Annotated in this window: 17 protein-coding genes (1 of these 17 cut by a window edge); 13 read left to right on the top strand and 4 right to left on the bottom strand. The window is 67.6% G+C overall.

Annotation, left to right across the window (positions count from 1 at the left end):
- Positions 1-53: 53 nt before the first annotated feature.
- The 12 genes from DM194_RS21430 (at position 54) to DM194_RS21485 (ending at position 11701) form a co-directional block, all read left to right on the top strand.
- The gene (locus DM194_RS21430) at positions 54-1508 is read left to right on the top strand and encodes an aldehyde dehydrogenase family protein (protein WP_111069583.1); all 1455 of its coding nucleotides are present in this window, start codon (positions 54-56) and stop codon (positions 1506-1508) included.
- 77 nt (positions 1509-1585) lie between these two features.
- Positions 1586-3028 carry an FAD-binding oxidoreductase gene (locus tag DM194_RS21435; protein WP_162630170.1) on the top strand — a complete coding sequence of 481 codons (1443 nt, stop codon included), beginning with the start codon at positions 1586-1588 and terminating at the stop codon, positions 3026-3028.
- Between the two features lie 38 nt (positions 3029-3066).
- Positions 3067-3885 (top strand): HTD2 family dehydratase, encoded by an 819-nt coding sequence (locus DM194_RS21440; RefSeq protein ID WP_111069584.1) that lies wholly within the window; start codon positions 3067-3069, stop codon positions 3883-3885.
- On the top strand, positions 3882-4775 hold the full coding sequence (locus DM194_RS21445) for an aldolase/citrate lyase family protein (RefSeq protein ID WP_111069585.1): 894 nt from the start codon (positions 3882-3884) through the stop codon (positions 4773-4775). The genes DM194_RS21440 and DM194_RS21445 overlap by 4 nt, the downstream gene beginning before the upstream one ends.
- Positions 4772-5521, top strand: a complete 750-nt coding sequence (locus tag DM194_RS21450; RefSeq protein WP_111069586.1) for an electron transfer flavoprotein subunit beta/FixA family protein — start codon at positions 4772-4774, stop codon at positions 5519-5521. The genes DM194_RS21445 and DM194_RS21450 overlap by 4 nt, the downstream gene beginning before the upstream one ends.
- Positions 5522-5666: 145 nt before the next feature.
- Positions 5667-6593 carry an electron transfer flavoprotein subunit alpha/FixB family protein gene (locus DM194_RS21455; protein WP_111069587.1) on the top strand — a complete coding sequence of 309 codons (927 nt, stop codon included), beginning with the start codon at positions 5667-5669 and terminating at the stop codon, positions 6591-6593.
- A 235-nt stretch (positions 6594-6828) separates the two neighbouring features.
- Positions 6829-7074, top strand: a complete 246-nt coding sequence (napE, locus tag DM194_RS21460) for a periplasmic nitrate reductase, NapE protein (RefSeq protein WP_425457312.1) — start codon at positions 6829-6831, stop codon at positions 7072-7074.
- A 14-nt stretch (positions 7075-7088) separates the two neighbouring features.
- Positions 7089-7601: a ferredoxin-type protein NapF gene (napF, locus tag DM194_RS21465; protein WP_111069589.1), complete on the top strand. Its 513-nt coding sequence runs from the start codon at positions 7089-7091 to the stop codon at positions 7599-7601.
- Positions 7591-7902, top strand: a complete 312-nt coding sequence (locus DM194_RS21470; RefSeq protein ID WP_111069590.1) for a chaperone NapD — start codon at positions 7591-7593, stop codon at positions 7900-7902. Before napF ends, DM194_RS21470 begins: the two co-directional genes overlap by 11 nt.
- 83 nt (positions 7903-7985) lie before the next feature.
- Positions 7986-10478 (top strand): periplasmic nitrate reductase subunit alpha, encoded by a 2493-nt coding sequence (gene napA, locus DM194_RS21475; protein WP_162630146.1) that lies wholly within the window; start codon positions 7986-7988, stop codon positions 10476-10478.
- A 15-nt stretch (positions 10479-10493) separates the two neighbouring features.
- Positions 10494-10991, top strand: coding sequence for a nitrate reductase cytochrome c-type subunit (locus DM194_RS21480; RefSeq protein WP_111069592.1), 498 nt, complete (start codon positions 10494-10496; stop codon positions 10989-10991).
- A complete protein-coding gene (locus DM194_RS21485) occupies positions 10988-11701 on the top strand; it encodes a cytochrome c3 family protein (RefSeq protein WP_111069593.1) in 714 nt (237 codons plus the stop codon). Before DM194_RS21480 ends, DM194_RS21485 begins: the two co-directional genes overlap by 4 nt.
- 61 nt (positions 11702-11762) lie before the next feature.
- Here the strand turns inward: DM194_RS21485 and DM194_RS21490 are convergent, their stop codons facing one another.
- The 4 genes from DM194_RS21490 to DM194_RS21505 form a co-directional block, all read right to left on the bottom strand.
- Entirely contained in the window at positions 11763-12692 is a 930-nt protein-coding gene (locus DM194_RS21490) for a ParB/RepB/Spo0J family partition protein (protein WP_111069594.1), read from the bottom strand.
- Positions 12682-13689, bottom strand: a complete 1008-nt coding sequence (locus DM194_RS21495) for an AAA family ATPase (protein ID WP_111069595.1) — start codon at positions 13687-13689, stop codon at positions 12682-12684. Before DM194_RS21495 ends, DM194_RS21490 begins: the two co-directional genes overlap by 11 nt.
- Positions 13690-13773: 84 nt before the next feature.
- Positions 13774-14013, bottom strand: coding sequence for a hypothetical protein (locus DM194_RS21500; protein WP_111069596.1), 240 nt, complete (start codon positions 14011-14013; stop codon positions 13774-13776).
- A 369-nt stretch (positions 14014-14382) separates the two neighbouring features.
- Entirely contained in the window at positions 14383-14592 is a 210-nt protein-coding gene (locus tag DM194_RS21505; protein ID WP_111069597.1) for a cold-shock protein, read from the bottom strand.
- A 423-nt stretch (positions 14593-15015) separates the two neighbouring features.
- Between DM194_RS21505 and DM194_RS21510 the strand changes: the two genes are divergently transcribed.
- Positions 15016-15604, top strand: the 5' portion of a protein-coding gene (locus tag DM194_RS21510; RefSeq protein WP_111069598.1) for a ParA family protein. It continues 47 nt past the right edge of the window; 589 of the gene's 636 nt are visible here — the first part of the coding sequence; it begins with the start codon at positions 15016-15018; its stop codon lies beyond the right edge, outside the window.

A 15604-nucleotide genomic window follows, 5' to 3' on the forward strand; every position in this document is an offset into this window, starting at 1 on the left:
CCATCCCGCCGCCCTCCCGCTTCGAACGAACCGATTTCCGGAGAAGACCCGACATGTCCCCCGACACCCGCCCGATCACCAACTTCATCGCCGGTAGCTGGCGCCCCGGCCGCGAACGCCTCGACATCTTCAACCCGTCGGATCTCGACGAACTGGCCGGATCCTACACGCTGGCAGGGGCCGACGACGTGGCGGAGGCGGTTGCCGCCGCCCGCAGCGCCCAGCCGCAATGGCGCGCCGCCACCGTGGAGCAGCGCTCGCTGGTGCTCGACGCCATCTCGCGCGCGCTGTTCGACGGCAAGGACGAGCTGGCGCGCATCGCCGCCGCCGAAGGCGGCAAGACCATCCCCGACGCCTTGGGCGAGATCACCCGCGCCGCCCACCTCGCCCGCTTCTTCTCGGCCGAGGCGCTGCGGGCGCCGGGCGAGACGCTGGGCTCGGTGCGGCCGGGGGTCGAGGTGGACGTGACCCGCGAGCCGGTCGGCGTCATCGGTCTGGTGACGCCCTGGAACTTCCCGGTCGCCACGCCGATGTGGAAGATCGCCCCGGCGCTCGCCTTCGGCAACGCGGTGATCTGGAAGCCGTCGGAGAAGACCCCCGGCATCTCCATCGCCGTCACGCGCATCATCGCGGCGGCGCTGGAAGCGCACGGCATGCCGGCCGGCCTGTTCAACCTGGTGATCGGCGCCGGGCCGGATGTCGGGGCGGCGGTGGTCGATGCGGTGGACGCGGTGTCCTTCACCGGATCGGTCAACACCGGACGGCGCATCGCCGTGCGCTGCGCCGAACGCATGATCCGCGTCCAGCTCGAATTGGGCGGCCAGAACCCGCTGGTGGTGCTGGGCGATGCCGATCCGGAGCGCGCCGCCGAGATAGGCGTCAACAGCGCCTATTTCCATGCCGGTCAGCGCTGCACCGCCACCGGCCGCTTCATCGTCGAGGACAGCATCCACGATGCCTTCGTCGCCGCGATGGTGGAGCGGATGGCGGCTCTGCGCGTCGGCCAGGCCCTGTTGCCGGAGACGCAGATCGGCCCGGTGATCGACGAGTTCCAGCTGACCAAGAACCTGCAATACATCGACACCGGCCTGAACGAGGGCGCCCGGCTGGCGTCGGGCGGCACGCGCCTGGAGCGGCCGACGCGCGGTTACTTCCTGGCCCCGGCCCTGTTCACCGACACCAGCAACGCCATGACCATCAACCGCGAGGAGGTGTTCGGCCCGGTCGCCAGCGTCATCCGCGTCAGGGATTACGAGGAGGCGCTGGCCGTCGCCAACGACACCGATTACGGCCTGTCGTCGGGCATCATCACCAACTCGATGAAGCACGCCCGCCATTTCCAGGCGAACATCCAGGCCGGCATGACCATGCTGAACCTGCCGACGGCGGGCGTCGACTACCACGTCCCGTTCGGCGGACGGAAGATGTCGAGCTACGGCCCGCGCGAGCAGGGACGCTCGGCCATCGAATTCTACACCATCATCAAGACGGCCTACCGCGCGCTGTGACGCGGGCCCGAAGCCCAGGGAGAGCTCCCTTGCCGAACGACATTCAGACCAGCGGGCAGACCAGCGGGCAAACCGCCCTGCGGCCGGACTTCGAGACGGCCGTACTCGCCCCGATCCGTGCCATCGTCGGCGACCGCGGACTGATCACCGATCCCGACACCATGAAGCCCTTCATGGAGTCCTGGCGCGACGGCTGGGTCGGCCGGTCGCCGGCCGTGGTGCTGCCCGACAGCACCGAAGCACTGGCCGCCGTCGTCCGCATCTGCGCCGAAACCCGCACGCCGATCGTGCCCCAGGGCGGCAACACCGGCCTGACCGGGGCCAGCCAGCCGCATGCCGACGGATCGGAGATCGTCATCTCCACCAACCGGCTGAACCGCATCCGCGAAATCGACATCGACAACGACACGATGACGGTGGAGGCCGGCTGCATCCTCGCCAACATCCAGAACGCGGCGCGCGACGTCGGGCGGCTGTTCCCGATGAGCCTCGCCGCCGAAGGGTCGTGCCAGATCGGCGGGAACATCGCGACCAATGCCGGCGGCGTGCAGGTCCTGCGCTACGGCAACATGCGCAACCTCGTGGCCGGCCTGGAGGTGGTTCTGCCCGACGGCCGGATCTGGGACGGGCTGCGCGGCCTGCGCAAGGACAATGCCGGCTACGACCTCAAACAGATCTTCATCGGGTCGGAAGGCACGCTGGGCATCGTCACCGCCGCGGTGCTGAAACTGTCGCCGCTGCCGCGCGCCACCGCAACCGCCCTGGTCGCCGTGTCGGCCCCCAGCGACGCCGTCGATCTGCTGACCCGCGCCAAGGGCGTGGCCGGCGACCGCATCGTCACCTTCGAGCTGATCCAGCGCGCCTGCATCGACGTGGCCCGCCGCCATGTCCCGGACGTGCCCGATCCCCTGCGCGATCGCTATCCCTGGTATGTTCTCGTGGAACTGGCCGATCAGGACTCCGGCAACCGGCTGGCCGAGATGCTGGAAAGCATCCTGGAGGCGGGGATGGAGGCCGGCGAGGTGCTGGACGGCGTGGTCGCCGCATCGAAGGCCCAGGCCGATTCGCTGTGGCGCATCCGCGAAGGCATCCCGGAAGGGCAGAAGCGCGAGGGCGTGTCCTTCAAGCACGACGTTTCGGTGCCGATCTCCCGCGTTGCGCGCTTCCTCGACCGCACCGACGCGGCGCTGGAGCGGGCCTGTCCGGGCATCCGCCCCTTCTCCTTCGGCCATCTCGGGGACGGAAACATCCATTACAACCCGATCCAGGCGGAAGACGGCGACCCGGCCGAATGGCGGGCGAAGCTGGCGACGGTCAACGCCATCGTCCACGACATCGTCGTCGATCTCGGCGGATCGATCTCGGCCGAACACGGCATCGGCCGCCTGCGGATCGACGAGATGCCGCGCTACAAATCGCCGGTGGAATTGGAGATGATGGCGACGCTGAAGCGTGCCTTCGATCCGCACAACATCATGAATCCGGGAAAAATCCTGCATTCATCCGGAGTGGCGCCGTGACGTTTGGTCATTTGAAGGACTGGATTGGCCGGGTGGAGATGCGGACGGACACCGCCGCCGCCGCACCGCTGGCCGGGCTGGCGGCGACGCTGGACCACGACACCCCGCCCTGGCCGGCGGGGGAGCTGCCGCCGCTCGGCCACTGGCTGCATTTCCTGCCGGTCACGCCGCAGCGGGACATCGCCGAGGACGGCCACCCGCGCAAGGGCGGTTTCCTGCCGCCGGTGCCGCTGCCCCGCAGGATGTGGGCCGGAAGCGACATGCGCTTCCTGGCGCCGATCCCGATCGGTGCGGAGATGCGGCGCACCTCCACCATCGAATCGGTGGAGCACAAGGCCGGCCGGTCGGGCGAGATGGTGTTCGTCAGCGTGATGCATGAGATCGCGACCGAGGCCGGCGTCGCCATCCGCGAAAAGCAGGACATCGTCTACCGCGAAGCCGCCAAGCCGGGCGAGGCGCCGCCCGCAGCCGCCGCGGATCCGCTGCCCACGGCCGACTGGACCGGCAGCGTCACCCCGGATCCGGTTCTGCTGTTCCGCTATTCCGCGCTGACCTTCAACGGCCACCGCATCCATTATGACCGCCCCTATTGCCGCGAGACGGAAGGCTATCCGGGGCTGGTGGTGCATGGACCGCTGACGGCGACCCTGCTGATGGATCTGGTGCTGCGCAATCTCGGCGGCGATTCCGGCGGCCGGCGGGTCGCCGGCTTCCGCTTCCGCGCCCGCCGGCCGCTGTTCGACACCGCGCCCTTCACGCTGAACGCGGCGGAGAAGGGGGATGGCGAGATCCATGGATGGGCCGTCGGTTCGGACGGTCAGGTCGCCATGACGGCCGAATTCGCGGTCACGTCATGAGCGAAGCGGTTCGAGACGGAGAAATTGCCGGCCAGCGGTCCCGCCGCAGCTGGCTGTTCACCCCGGCGACGCGCCCCGACCGCTTCGACCGCGCCGCGCGCTCCGGTGCCGATGTCCTCATCATCGATCTGGAGGACGCCGTGCCGCCGGCTGACAAGGCGTCGGCCCGCGAAGCGGCGTTGAGCGCCCTGGCGGCGGCGCCTGCGGCGCCGATCCTGCGGGCGTTGCGCATCAACGCACCGGTGACGCCCGAGGGGCTGGAGGATCTGCTGGCCCTGATGCGCCGCCCGCAAAGTGGCGGGCCGGATTTCGTCATCGTGCCGAAGGTCGACAGCGCCGAGATGATCCGCTGGGTCGACACGCTTCTGGGCGGAGCGGGAAGGCCCTTGCCTCTGGTGGCGCTGATCGAATCCGCCCGCGGCATCGCGGCGGTGGAGGACATCGCCCGCGCATCGCCCCGGCTGGCCGCCCTGTTCTTCGGCGCCGCCGACCTGTCCGCCGATTTGGGCTGCGCCACCGCGTGGAAGCCGCTGCTGTCCGCGCGGTCCCGGCTGATCAATGCCGCGGCGCTGGCGGGCATCGAAGCGGTGGACTCCCCCTTCTTCGATCTGACCGATAGCGCCGGGATGCAGCGGGAAGCCGCCGCCGCCCTGGCACTGGGATTCGGGGCCAAGGCGGCGATCCATCCCGGCCAGATTTCCACCATCAACGCGGTATTGACCCCGACCGAAGCCGAGATCGCCCAGGCCCGCCGCATCGTGGCGGAAAGCGCCAAAGGCGTTTCGGTGGTCGATGGCCGCATGATCGACGAAGCGATGGCGCGCAAGGCCCGCCGCATCCTGTCCCGCGCCACATGTGCGGCCCAGCCGCAAGAGGACCGACTGCCATGAAAATTCTCGTCCCCGTCAAGCGGGTGGTTGATTACAACGTGAAGATCCGCGTCAAGGCGGATGGCAGCGGCGTCGAGACCGCCAACGTGAAGATGAGCATGAACCCCTTCGACGAGATCGCCGTCGAGGAGGCTGTCCGTCTGAAGGAAGCCGGCACGGCGAGCGAGATCGTCGTGGTGTCCATCGGTCCGGCGCAGGCGCAGGAGACGCTGCGTACGGCGCTGGCGATGGGTGCCGACCGCGCCATCCTGGTGCAGACCGACGTGACCACCGAACCGCTGGCCGTCGCCAAGGTGCTGAAGGCCTTGGTCGAGAAGGAGGCGCCGGGACTGGTGATCCTCGGCAAGCAGGCGATCGACGACGACTGCAACCAGACCGGCCAGATGCTGGCGGCGCTGCTCGGCTGGGGCCAGGGCACCTTCGCCTCGAAGGTCGTGGCCGGTGAGGGCTCGGTCGCGGTGACGCGCGAGATCGACGGCGGTCTGGAGACGGTGGAGCTGAAGCTGCCGGCGGTGGTCACCGCCGACCTGCGCCTGAACGAGCCGCGCTACGCCTCGCTGCCCAACATCATGAAGGCGAAGAAGAAGCCGCTGGAGACGGTCACGCCCGACGCGCTGGGCGTCGATGTGACGCCGCGCCTGACCACGCTGAAGGTGACCGAGCCGCCGAAGCGTCAGGCCGGCATCAAGGTGCCGGACGTCGCCACCCTGGTCGACAAGCTCAAGAACGAGGCACGGGTGATCTGAGGAGTAGTCGTACCGGACGCCCCCCCCCCCGCCCTAACCCTCCCCCGCGATCGGACCGGCCTTTGGCCGGCCGAGGGCGGGAGAGGGATGGGGAGGGGGCACTCGCAGCCGACACCCCGCCACCCGCCAACCAAGGACCCGCCCCATGCCCATCCTGATCCTCGCCGACCACGACAACGCCGCCCTCAAGCCCGCCACCGCCCATGCGGTCACCGCCGCCGCCAAGCTGGGCGGCGACATCCACGTCCTGGTCGCCGGCCGCAACGCCGCCCCGGCCGCGGATCAGGCCGCCAGGCTGGCCGGCGTCGCCAAGGTGCTGCTCGCCGACGATGCCGCTTACGAGCATGCCCTGGCCGAGCCGGTCGCGGCGCTGCTGGTGTCGCTCGCCCCCGGCTACAGCCATGTTCTCGCCGCCGCCACCTCGGTGGGCAAGAACGTGCTGCCGCGCGTCGCCGCCCTGCTCGACGTGGCGATGATCTCCGACATCACCGCCGTGGTCGCCGCCGACACCTTCGAGCGGCCGATCTACGCCGGCAACGCCATCGCCACCGTGCAGTCGGCCGATGCGGTGAAGGTCGTCACCGTGCGCACCACCGCCTTCGAGGCCGCCGCCGCAACCAACAACGCCCCGGTGGAGAGCGTCGCCGCCGCCGCCGACCCGGCGCTGTCGCGCTTCGTCTCGGCCGAGCTGTCGAAGTCGGAGCGGCCGGAACTGACCTCGGCCCGCATCGTGATTTCCGGCGGGCGCGGCATGCAGTCGGGCGACAACTTCCACCTGCTGGAGGCTCTCGCCGACAAGCTGGGGGCGGCGGTGGGCGCCAGCCGCGCCGCGGTCGATGCCGGCTTCGTGCCGAACGACTATCAGGTCGGCCAGACCGGCAAGATCGTCGCGCCCGACCTCTATGTCGCCGTCGGCATCTCCGGCGCCATCCAGCATCTGGCCGGCATGAAGGACAGCAAGGTCATCGTCGCCATCAACAAGGACGAGGAGGCGCCGATCTTCCAGGTCGCCGACTACGGACTCGTCGCCGACCTGTTCAAGGCCCTGCCGGAGCTGCAGCAGGCGCTGTGACGCTGAACCATTGCAAAAGCGCGCGGCGGTCGGGGAGGTCTTGACCGCCGTCGAGAGCAGAACCGCGCCGCCGGGAAAATATGCACATGCCGGCAGCTGTCGATGCGAGAGGGGAGGATGCTGCGGGGTCATGATCTGATGGGCTACCTCTTAAGGGCATGACCCCGACACGTGACTTTTCCGGCAATTTGAAGTTGGAATAGTCAGCCCAAGTTAACGCAAAAGGCCGCATCTCATGAGCGTAGCCCGGCAGCCCAGCCCAGCCCGCCGCCCCGATGCCTCCACATCCGCCGATCCAAGCCTGTCGTCGGGGATGGTTCCGCCGGTCGATCCGGGAACCCGTCGGCGCGAGATCGCCATGTTCCTGCTGCTGGCGGTGCTCATCTGGCCGGTGCTGTCGATCGCCATCGTCGGCGGCTATGGCTTCATCGTCTGGATCTCGCAGTTGATCCTGGGCCCGCCCGGTCCGCCGGCGGTCTGACGGGGGGCGTCGCCATGGCGGACGATGCCATAGACCGGGGGCGGCGGGGCTTCCTGCGGGGACGGCCGTCAGCCGATCCCGCGCCGATCCATCCGCCCTGGTCGCGTCCCGATTATTTCACCGGGCTCTGTACCCGCTGCGGCGCCTGTGCAGAGGCCTGCCCGGAGGCGATCCTGCGTCCGGGCGACGGCGGCTATCCCGAAGTCGACTTCACACGCGGCGAATGCAGCTTCTGCGGCGCCTGCGCCGACGCCTGTCCCGAGCCCATCTTCGACCGCAATGCGGCCCCCTGGTCGCTCCGCGCCAGCGTTGCGCCGTCCTGCCTCGCTGTCCAGCGGGTGGTGTGCCGCAGTTGCCAGGACGCCTGTCCGGAAGGGGCGATCCGCTTCCAGCCGGCGCCGGGCGGGGCCGCCCACGCCCGGATCGATGACGAGGCCTGCACCGGCTGCGGCGCCTGCGTCGCCGCCTGCCCGTCCGGCGCCGTCACCCTCACCCACCAGACCGGGAGCCCAGCCCATGCCGCTTGACGATGCCACCGGCTCGTCGAATGCCGATGAACGTCACCTCGCCTCGCTGCTGCTGCATGTCCGGCCCGACCGGCAGCCGGCGGTCCGCGCCGCCATCGAGGCCATGCCCGGCACCGAGCTTCACATCGAAGAGTCCGGCAAGATGGTGGTCACCGTCGAAGGTCCGCATGAGGGCTGGATCGCCGACCGCATGACCGCGCTGCACCTGCTGGACGGCGTGTTCTCCGCGGTCATGGTCTTCCACCATGTCGGCCGCTGGGAGGATGCGCCGCCGTCCGAAGCCGGCCGCGCCCAGCCTTGATCCATCAGGCCCTGATCCGTCAGGCAACCATTTGGCCGCCCTGCCCGCCTGACCCGAACACCAGAAGAAAAGGGGGAATGCCCATGTTGGACCGTCGCGATTTCATCAAGACCCAGGCGGTGGCAGCCGCCGCGGCGGCAGGGGGCATGAGCCTGCCGGCCGCCGCCCAAAGCTCGCTGGTGGCGGGGGCGGACACGGCGCTGAAATGGTCGAAGGCGCCCTGCCGCTTCTGCGGCACCGGCTGCGGCGTGATGGTCGCGACCAAGGACAACCGCGTCGTCGCCACCCACGGCGACATGCAGGCCGAAGTGAACCGCGGCCTGAACTGCGTGAAGGGCTATTTCCTGTCCAAGATCATGTATGGCCAGGACCGCCTGACCCAGCCGCTGCTGCGCATGAAGGACGGCAAGTACCATAAGGACGGCGAGTTCCAGCCGGTTTCCTGGGACCGCGCCTTCGACGAGATGGCCATCCAATGGAAGCGCGCGCTGAAGGCCAAGGGGCCGGACGCGGTCGGGATGTTCGGCTCCGGCCAATGGACCATCTGGGAGGGCTATGCGGCGTCCAAGCTGATGCGCGCCGGCTTCCGCACCAACAACCTGGACCCCAATGCCCGCCATTGCATGGCGTCGGCCGCCGTCGCCTTCATCCGCACCTTCGGCATGGACGAGCCGATGGGCTGCTACGACGATTTCGAACATGCGGACGCCTTCGTGCTGTGGGGCTCCAACATGGCGGAGATGCACCCCATCCTGTGGACGCGCGTCACCGATCGCCGGCTGGCCCACCCCCATGTGAAGGTGGCGGTGCTGTCGACCTTCGAGCATCGCAGCTTCGAGCTCGCCGACATCCCGATGATCTTCGAGCCGGGAACCGATCTGGCGATCCTGAACTACATCGCCAACCACATCATCCAGACCAACCGGGTGAACAGGGAGTTCGTTGAGAAGCACTGCAACTTCCGCCTGGGGCAGAAGGACATCGGCTATGGCCTGCGCCCGGAAGCGGTGCTGGAGGTGCGGGCGGCCAACGCCAAGGATCCGGCGGATTCCAAGCCCATCGATTTCGACGCCTTCGCCAAGTTCGTCAGCACCTACACGCTGGACTACACGGCCGAGCTGACCAAGGTGCCGAAGGAGCGGCTGCTGGAGCTGGCCGAATTGTATGCCGACCCGAAGACCAAGGTCATGTCGCTGTGGACCATGGGGTTCAACCAGCATATCCGCGGCGTGTGGGTGAACCACATGGTCTACAACATCCACCTGCTGACCGGGAAAATCTCCGAACCCGGCAACAGCCCCTTCTCGCTGACCGGCCAGCCGTCGGCCTGCGGCACCGCGCGCGAGGTCGGCACCTTCGCCCACCGCCTGCCCGCCGACATGCAGGTCGCCAACCCGACCCACCGCGCCCACACGGAGGAGGCGTGGAAGCTGCCCAAGGGGCTGCTGCCGTCCAAGATCGGCTACCACGCCGTGCTGATGGACCGCATGCTCAAGGACGGCAAGCTCAACGCCTTCTGGATCATGGTGAACAACAACCTGCAGGCGGCGCCCAACACAGCCAACGAGACCTATCCCGGCTACCGCAATCCTGAGAATTTCATCGTGGTGTCCGAAGCCTACCCCACCCTCACCGCGTCCGCCGCCGACCTGATCCTGCCGGCGGCCATGTGGGTGGAGAAGGAAGGCGCCTACGGCAATGCCGAGCGCCGCACCCATTTCTGGCACCAACTGGTCAACGCGCCGGGCGAGGCGCGGTCCGACCTTTGGCAGATCATGGAGTTCTCCAAGCGCTTCACCACGGACGAAGTGTGGCCGGCGGAGGTGCTGGACTCCAATCCCTCTTATCGCGGCAAGACGCTGTACGACGTGCTGTTCCGCAATGGCAACGTCGACCGCTTCCCCCTGTCGGAACTGAATCCCGAATATGCCAACGACGAGTCCAAGGCTTTCGGCTTCTACGTCCAGAAGGGCCTGTTCGAGGAGTATGCCGGTTTCGGCCGCGGCCACGGCCACGATCTGGCGCCCTTCGACACCTACCATCAGAATCGCGGCCTGCGTTGGCCGGTGGTGGACGGCAAGGAGACGCTCTGGCGCTACCGCGAGGGGTTGGACCCCTTCGTCAAGCCGGGGGAGGAGGTCCGCTTCTACGGCAACCCGGACGGCAAGGCCAACATCTTCGCCTTCCCCTACGAGCCGCCGGCCGAGGAACCGGACAAGGATTTCGACCTGTGGCTGGTCACGGGCCGCGTGCTGGAGCATTGGCACAGCGGATCGATGACCATGCGCGTGCCGGAACTGTACAAGGCGATGCCGATGGCGCTGGTCTTCATGCATCCCGACGACGCCAAGGCGCGCGGCCTGCGCCGAGGGTCGGAGGTGAAGGTGGTGTCCCGGCGCGGCGAGATGCAGACGCGGGTGGAGACGCGCGGGCGGAACAAGCCGCCGCGCGGCGTGGTTTTCGTGCCCTGGTTCGATTCCGCCCGGCTGATCAACAAGTGCACGCTGGATGCCACCGACCCGATCAGCAAGCAGACCGACTTCAAGAAGTGCGCGGTCAAGATCGTCGCCGTCTGAGGAAGGAGTTGAGCCATGCGTCCCCATCACCTTGCCGCGCTGGCGGTTCTGCCCTTCCTCGTGCCGGCCATGCTGTCGGCCCAGAGTGCCGACGGTAACGCCGAGCCGCGCCGGCTGGATTCGCCTTTCCGTCCGCCGGTGAACTTCCTCGAGCAGATCACTCCGCCGCCGATCCCGCCCGACGTCACCGACGACCGCCGGGTCACCCGCAACTATCCCGAACAGCCGCCGGTGATCCCGCACAATGTCCGCGACTATCAGATCACGCTGAACAACAACCAGTGCCTGACCTGCCACAGCCGCCGCTTCACCGAGGCGGTGCAGGCGCCGATGGTCAGCATCACCCATTACGTCGACCGTGACGGCCAGACGCTGGGCGGCGTCGCGCCGCGGCGCTATTTCTGCATGCAATGCCATGTGCCGCAAACGACGGCGCAGCCCATCGTCCCCAACACCTTCACCGACCTCGACAGCTTGGTCAGCCGGCCCTCCGACCGGGGAGAGCATCGATGAAGGCGCGCATTGCCGGGGCGCTGCGGCAAGCGTGGCAGACCATCTCCCGTCCCAGCCGCAGCCTCAGCCTGGGGTTCCTGACATTGGGCGGCTTCATGGCCGGCGTGTTCTTCTGGGGCGGTTTCAACACCGCCCTGGAGGTGACCAACACCGAGGCCTTCTGCATCAGCTGCCACGAAATGGAGTCGAACGTCTATGAGGAGATGAAGCAGACCATCCACTTCACCAACCGCTCGGGCGTGCGGGCGACCTGCCCCGACTGCCATGTCCCGCATGAGTGGACCGACAAGATCGCCCGCAAGATGCAGGCGTCGAAGGAGGTCTGGGGCAAGATCTTCGGCACCATCGACACCCGCGAGAAATTCGAGGAGAAGCGCCGCGAACTGGCCGAGCATGAATGGGCGCGGCTGAAGGCCAACAACTCGCTGGAATGCCGCAACTGCCACACCGCCGATTCCATGGACATCACCAAGCAGGGGGCGCGGGCGGCGCGCATCCACGAGCAGTACCTGTTCACCGGCGAGCGTACCTGCATCGACTGCCACAAGGGTATCGCCCACCGCCTGCCCGACATGCAGGGCGTGGAACCCGGCTGGAGCGAGGCGTCCTCCGACAATCCGCGCATGCCCATCGGCCATTGGCTGGCCAGCACCGGGGCCGATGACGGGATGAATGGCGGCGTTGCCCTGCCCGCCTCCGCTCTGCGGTGACTTAGCTGGTCGGATTCCGACCGCCCGCCTTCATCGAATGGCGGTCGGAATCCGACCAGTCTCAATCAGCCGCCGCAGCCAGCACGGCATCAATGGCCGCCCGCATTTCCAGCAAGGCCTGACGGTCGGTCCCCGACAGCCTCCGCGGCTTCTCCTGCAAATCCTTCAGCACGTCCCGCGCCTGGAACAACGGCTTTGCCGCACGCTTGGGCAGCGCGCTGGACACCACGCCGGCCGGCGCGCTGACCGATGCGCGCTGCCCCGCCGTCTTCGTCCCAATCCCCGCCCCCGCTTCCGGCGACGCTGAAACACTGTCGACCGCGGAGGAAGGCGGCGCGCCCGCATCCGACCGCTTCAGCTTCTCCCAGGCCCGCACCTGCTCGTCCCGGTCCTCGATCGCGGCCAGAGCCTCCAACTTCGCCTTGGTCGGGCGGAACGCGGCATAGTCGGCGCGGATGGCCGGGGCCAGACGCTGGAATGACAGCATCATGGTGACATAGGTCTTCTTGCGGCCCAGCGCGTCGGCAAGTTGCCGGTGCGAATAGCCGTGCCGCTCTGCCAGCCGGAACAGGGCGTCGGATTCCTCCAGCGGGTTCAGGTCGCTCCGCTGCAGGTTCTCGACGATGGCGATCTCTTCGTCGTCGTCGCCGGTGAACAGGATGCCGAAGATGGTTTCCCGTCCCAGCAGCCTCATCGCCCGCAACCGCCGCTCGCCGTAGACCAGCTGCCAGCGGTCGTCGGCGACCTGGCGTACGCCGACCGGCTGCTGCAGCCCATGACGCTCGATGGAGGCGGCAAGCCCCTGCAACTCCTCCTCGTCGAACTCGCGCCGCGGCTGGTTCGGGTTGGGGGCGATGCGGTCCAGCGGCACTTCGACCAGATGCGGGGCGTGGCGGCTGAGGCCGAACAGCGCGTCCTTGACGCGGGCGGCGGCCATGCTGTTGGCGCTCTGGGCCGATTTCTGCGCCTTGCCCAGCAGACTACGCGACACGTTCGACCTCCTTCATGCGGATGACGCGTTCCTCGACCAGGGCGGCGGCGACGTCGCGGTAGACGGCGGCACCGGCGACGTCCGGCGCCGCCTCGACCGCGGCGCGGCCGACCGAGGTCGCCTGGGCATAGACCGAGGCCTTCGGCACCGGATCGAACACCCGCAGATGCGGGCCGTACTGTTCCCGGATCTGTTCCAGAACCTCGCGGTCGTTGCGTTCGCGCTGCTTGAAGATGGTTGGAACGATGCCCAGAACCGACAGGGCGGTGTTCATCCGGCGCCGGATCTTGGCGACATTCTCCAGCAGGAACCCCATGCCGAGCAGGCTGAACTTTTCCGTCTGGCAGGGGATGACGGCGGTGTGGGCCGCCACCATGGCGTTCTTCGTCAGCTCGCCGATGTTGGGCGGCGTGTCGATGATGATGAAGTCGAAGACCCGCTTCGCCGCGGCGATCTTTTCCTTCATGATGAAGTCGCCGCCGGCTTCCTTGCCCAACTCGACCTCCGTCTCCGCCAGCCGGATGGAGGAGGGGGCGACCCGCAGCCCGCTTTCCTCCACCGTGACCAGGATGTCCCGCAGGTCAAGGTCGCCGTGCATGACGTAGTAGAGGGTCTTGGCCTCTGTCTCCAGCGTGTAGGAGTCGATGCCGAGATGCTGCGTCGCGTTGGCCTGCGGATCGCAGTCGATCAGCATCGTCGCATAGCCCTGCAGGGCGAGGGCGGAGGCGATGTTGACCGCCGACACCGTCTTGGCGCAGCCGCCCTTCTGGTTCGCCACGACGACGACCAGCGCCGGGCCGCCCTGTCTGTCGACTCCTGCGGTCTCGCGCTTGATCAGCGCGTCGAGCGCTGCCGGAATGCGTTCGGCGTCGTTCTCCCAGCGGCTGACCTTCTGCTTGTCGTAGCGGCGCTGCAGCCGTTCGTTCAGCCAGACGGCGAATTCGGACTGTGACAGCCCTTTCGCCTCGCGGTAGGTCCGCAACTCCTCGCCCTTCACAGCATCCTCCCCGGCATAAGCTGGGCGGGAGGGTAGGAGTAGACGCTACGTCGGTCAAGAACCCCGTGGCTTAGGGGGTTCCGTCTACTGGGGAGTGTCTACTGCTGCCGCGACCTTCTTGCTGCGGCGCGGCGCGCGTGTGGAAGGAAGGGCTGCCAGCTTTTCCTTCCGTGCGGCGACCTCCGCCCGGATGGCGGGCAGGGCAGCATCGGCCGCCGTCCGCTGTTTCGGTGTCCCGCTGAGCGCAAGCCGCTCGGCATTGGAGGCCAGAGTGGTCAGGTCGGCGTCGGCCATAGCCGGGAGTCTCTCGATCAGGTCGATCATGCTGTAGTCCTGCTTTGGTTGCGGGGGAGAGGATGAGGACCGCAGCCTGTGCCGCAGGCCTTTCTGCCGGGATGCCGGGACGGGGCGTGTGCTGTCCCACCCGGCGGTCCAGCACCGCGCCAGGCCGCTGTCGGGCGGGTGCGGGTTCGAGGAACAGGCGGTGCCGGCGGTGGCTGCCAACCGCCCGGCCATGTGAGCGACACGCATCCAGGGATCGGTGGAACCCGTGGGCGAAGTCGGAACGGCTTTCTTCTGGGGCATGCCCACTCCGGTCCCGGACCCGGGAGAAAAGTGCAGGGGGCGAAAAGCAAAAGGGCGGCCCGAGGCCGCCCTTTTGGATCGTATCAGGATCGTGCCGTTCCGCCGCGCTCAGAGCGCACGCAGGTTCTCGGCCGAAACCTTGCCGCGACGCGGATCGCGAAAGGATTCGAACGACAGCTTCTGGCCTTCGTTCAGGTTGCCCATCCCCGCACGCTCGACGGCGGAGATATGAACGAAAACGTCAGCGGAGCCGTCTTCCGGCTGGATGAAACCGAAACCCTTGGTCGAATTGAACCACTTAACAGTACCGTTGGTCATGGGGCAGTGTCCTTTCCCGGGTTGCCGAGCTCAACATGAGCCAAGCATCAAATTCACCTAAGGCAGGAAGTCCAGCCTTCTGAAAGCTGGAAAACACATAACCCAGAGCAACTTCGATCAACCAAATGTGGGCGCTTGTCAGCCGCGATGCAAGGGAAAACCAGGAAGATGGGCCATTATTATTTTTGGGAGAGGAAAATGACGCGCAATGGTCCGCTTCCTGTTTTCTCCTTGGCCCTTTTTCCGCTTCTCCGCAACGAGTTGGCCGGGCGACTGCCGAAGGGCAAAACCGCGGGCAATGGTGTTGGGCCGCGGCGGGGCGCACTCCGGGTCAGGCAAGCTGTTACCGCCGATGGGGTACGTTGACTTTGATTGCCGCTCTGGCGCAGCTTGCAGGCCTGACCTCAGCCAGGGTGGGAAGCCATGCCGATCATCACGTCAGCCAGCACGAAGGGCGGTCCGGGAAAGACGACCCTGTCGCTCTGCCTCGCTGATCATTGGCGCCGGGCCGGACGCAAGGTCGAACTGCTGGACGTCGATCCCAACCGCAACCTCACCCAGTGGATCAAGGCGGCCGGCGCTCCCATCGCCTGCACCACGGTTGACGAGGACGACATCATCGAGGCGGCGACCGAGGCGGAGCAGCGGGCGGACTGGGTCGTCATCGATGTCGCCGGCGTGCTGGCGCGCGGTCTCGTGCATTCCATCGGCGTCGCCAATGCGGTGCTTATTCCGTCGCGCCCCGACCTCAAGGATGCGCTGGAAGCGGCGCGCACCTATCAGCACGTGATCGCGGAGCAGAAGATGGCGCAACGCCGCGATCCGCTGGCGCGCATCCCGGCGGCGGTCGTGCTGATGCAGGTGAACCGCCGTGCCCAGGCTGCCGGCTTCGCCCGCGAACAGATCTCCGCTCTGAAGGTGCCGCTGCTGTCGGCTGAAATCCCATTGCGCACCGCCTATCAGAACTATTCCTTCGCCGGCCTGCCTTTGGACGACGCCATGGTGCGCGGCG

It is taken from the genome of Azospirillum ramasamyi, from assembly GCF_003233655.1.
Taxonomy (GTDB): domain Bacteria; phylum Pseudomonadota; class Alphaproteobacteria; order Azospirillales; family Azospirillaceae; genus Azospirillum; species Azospirillum ramasamyi.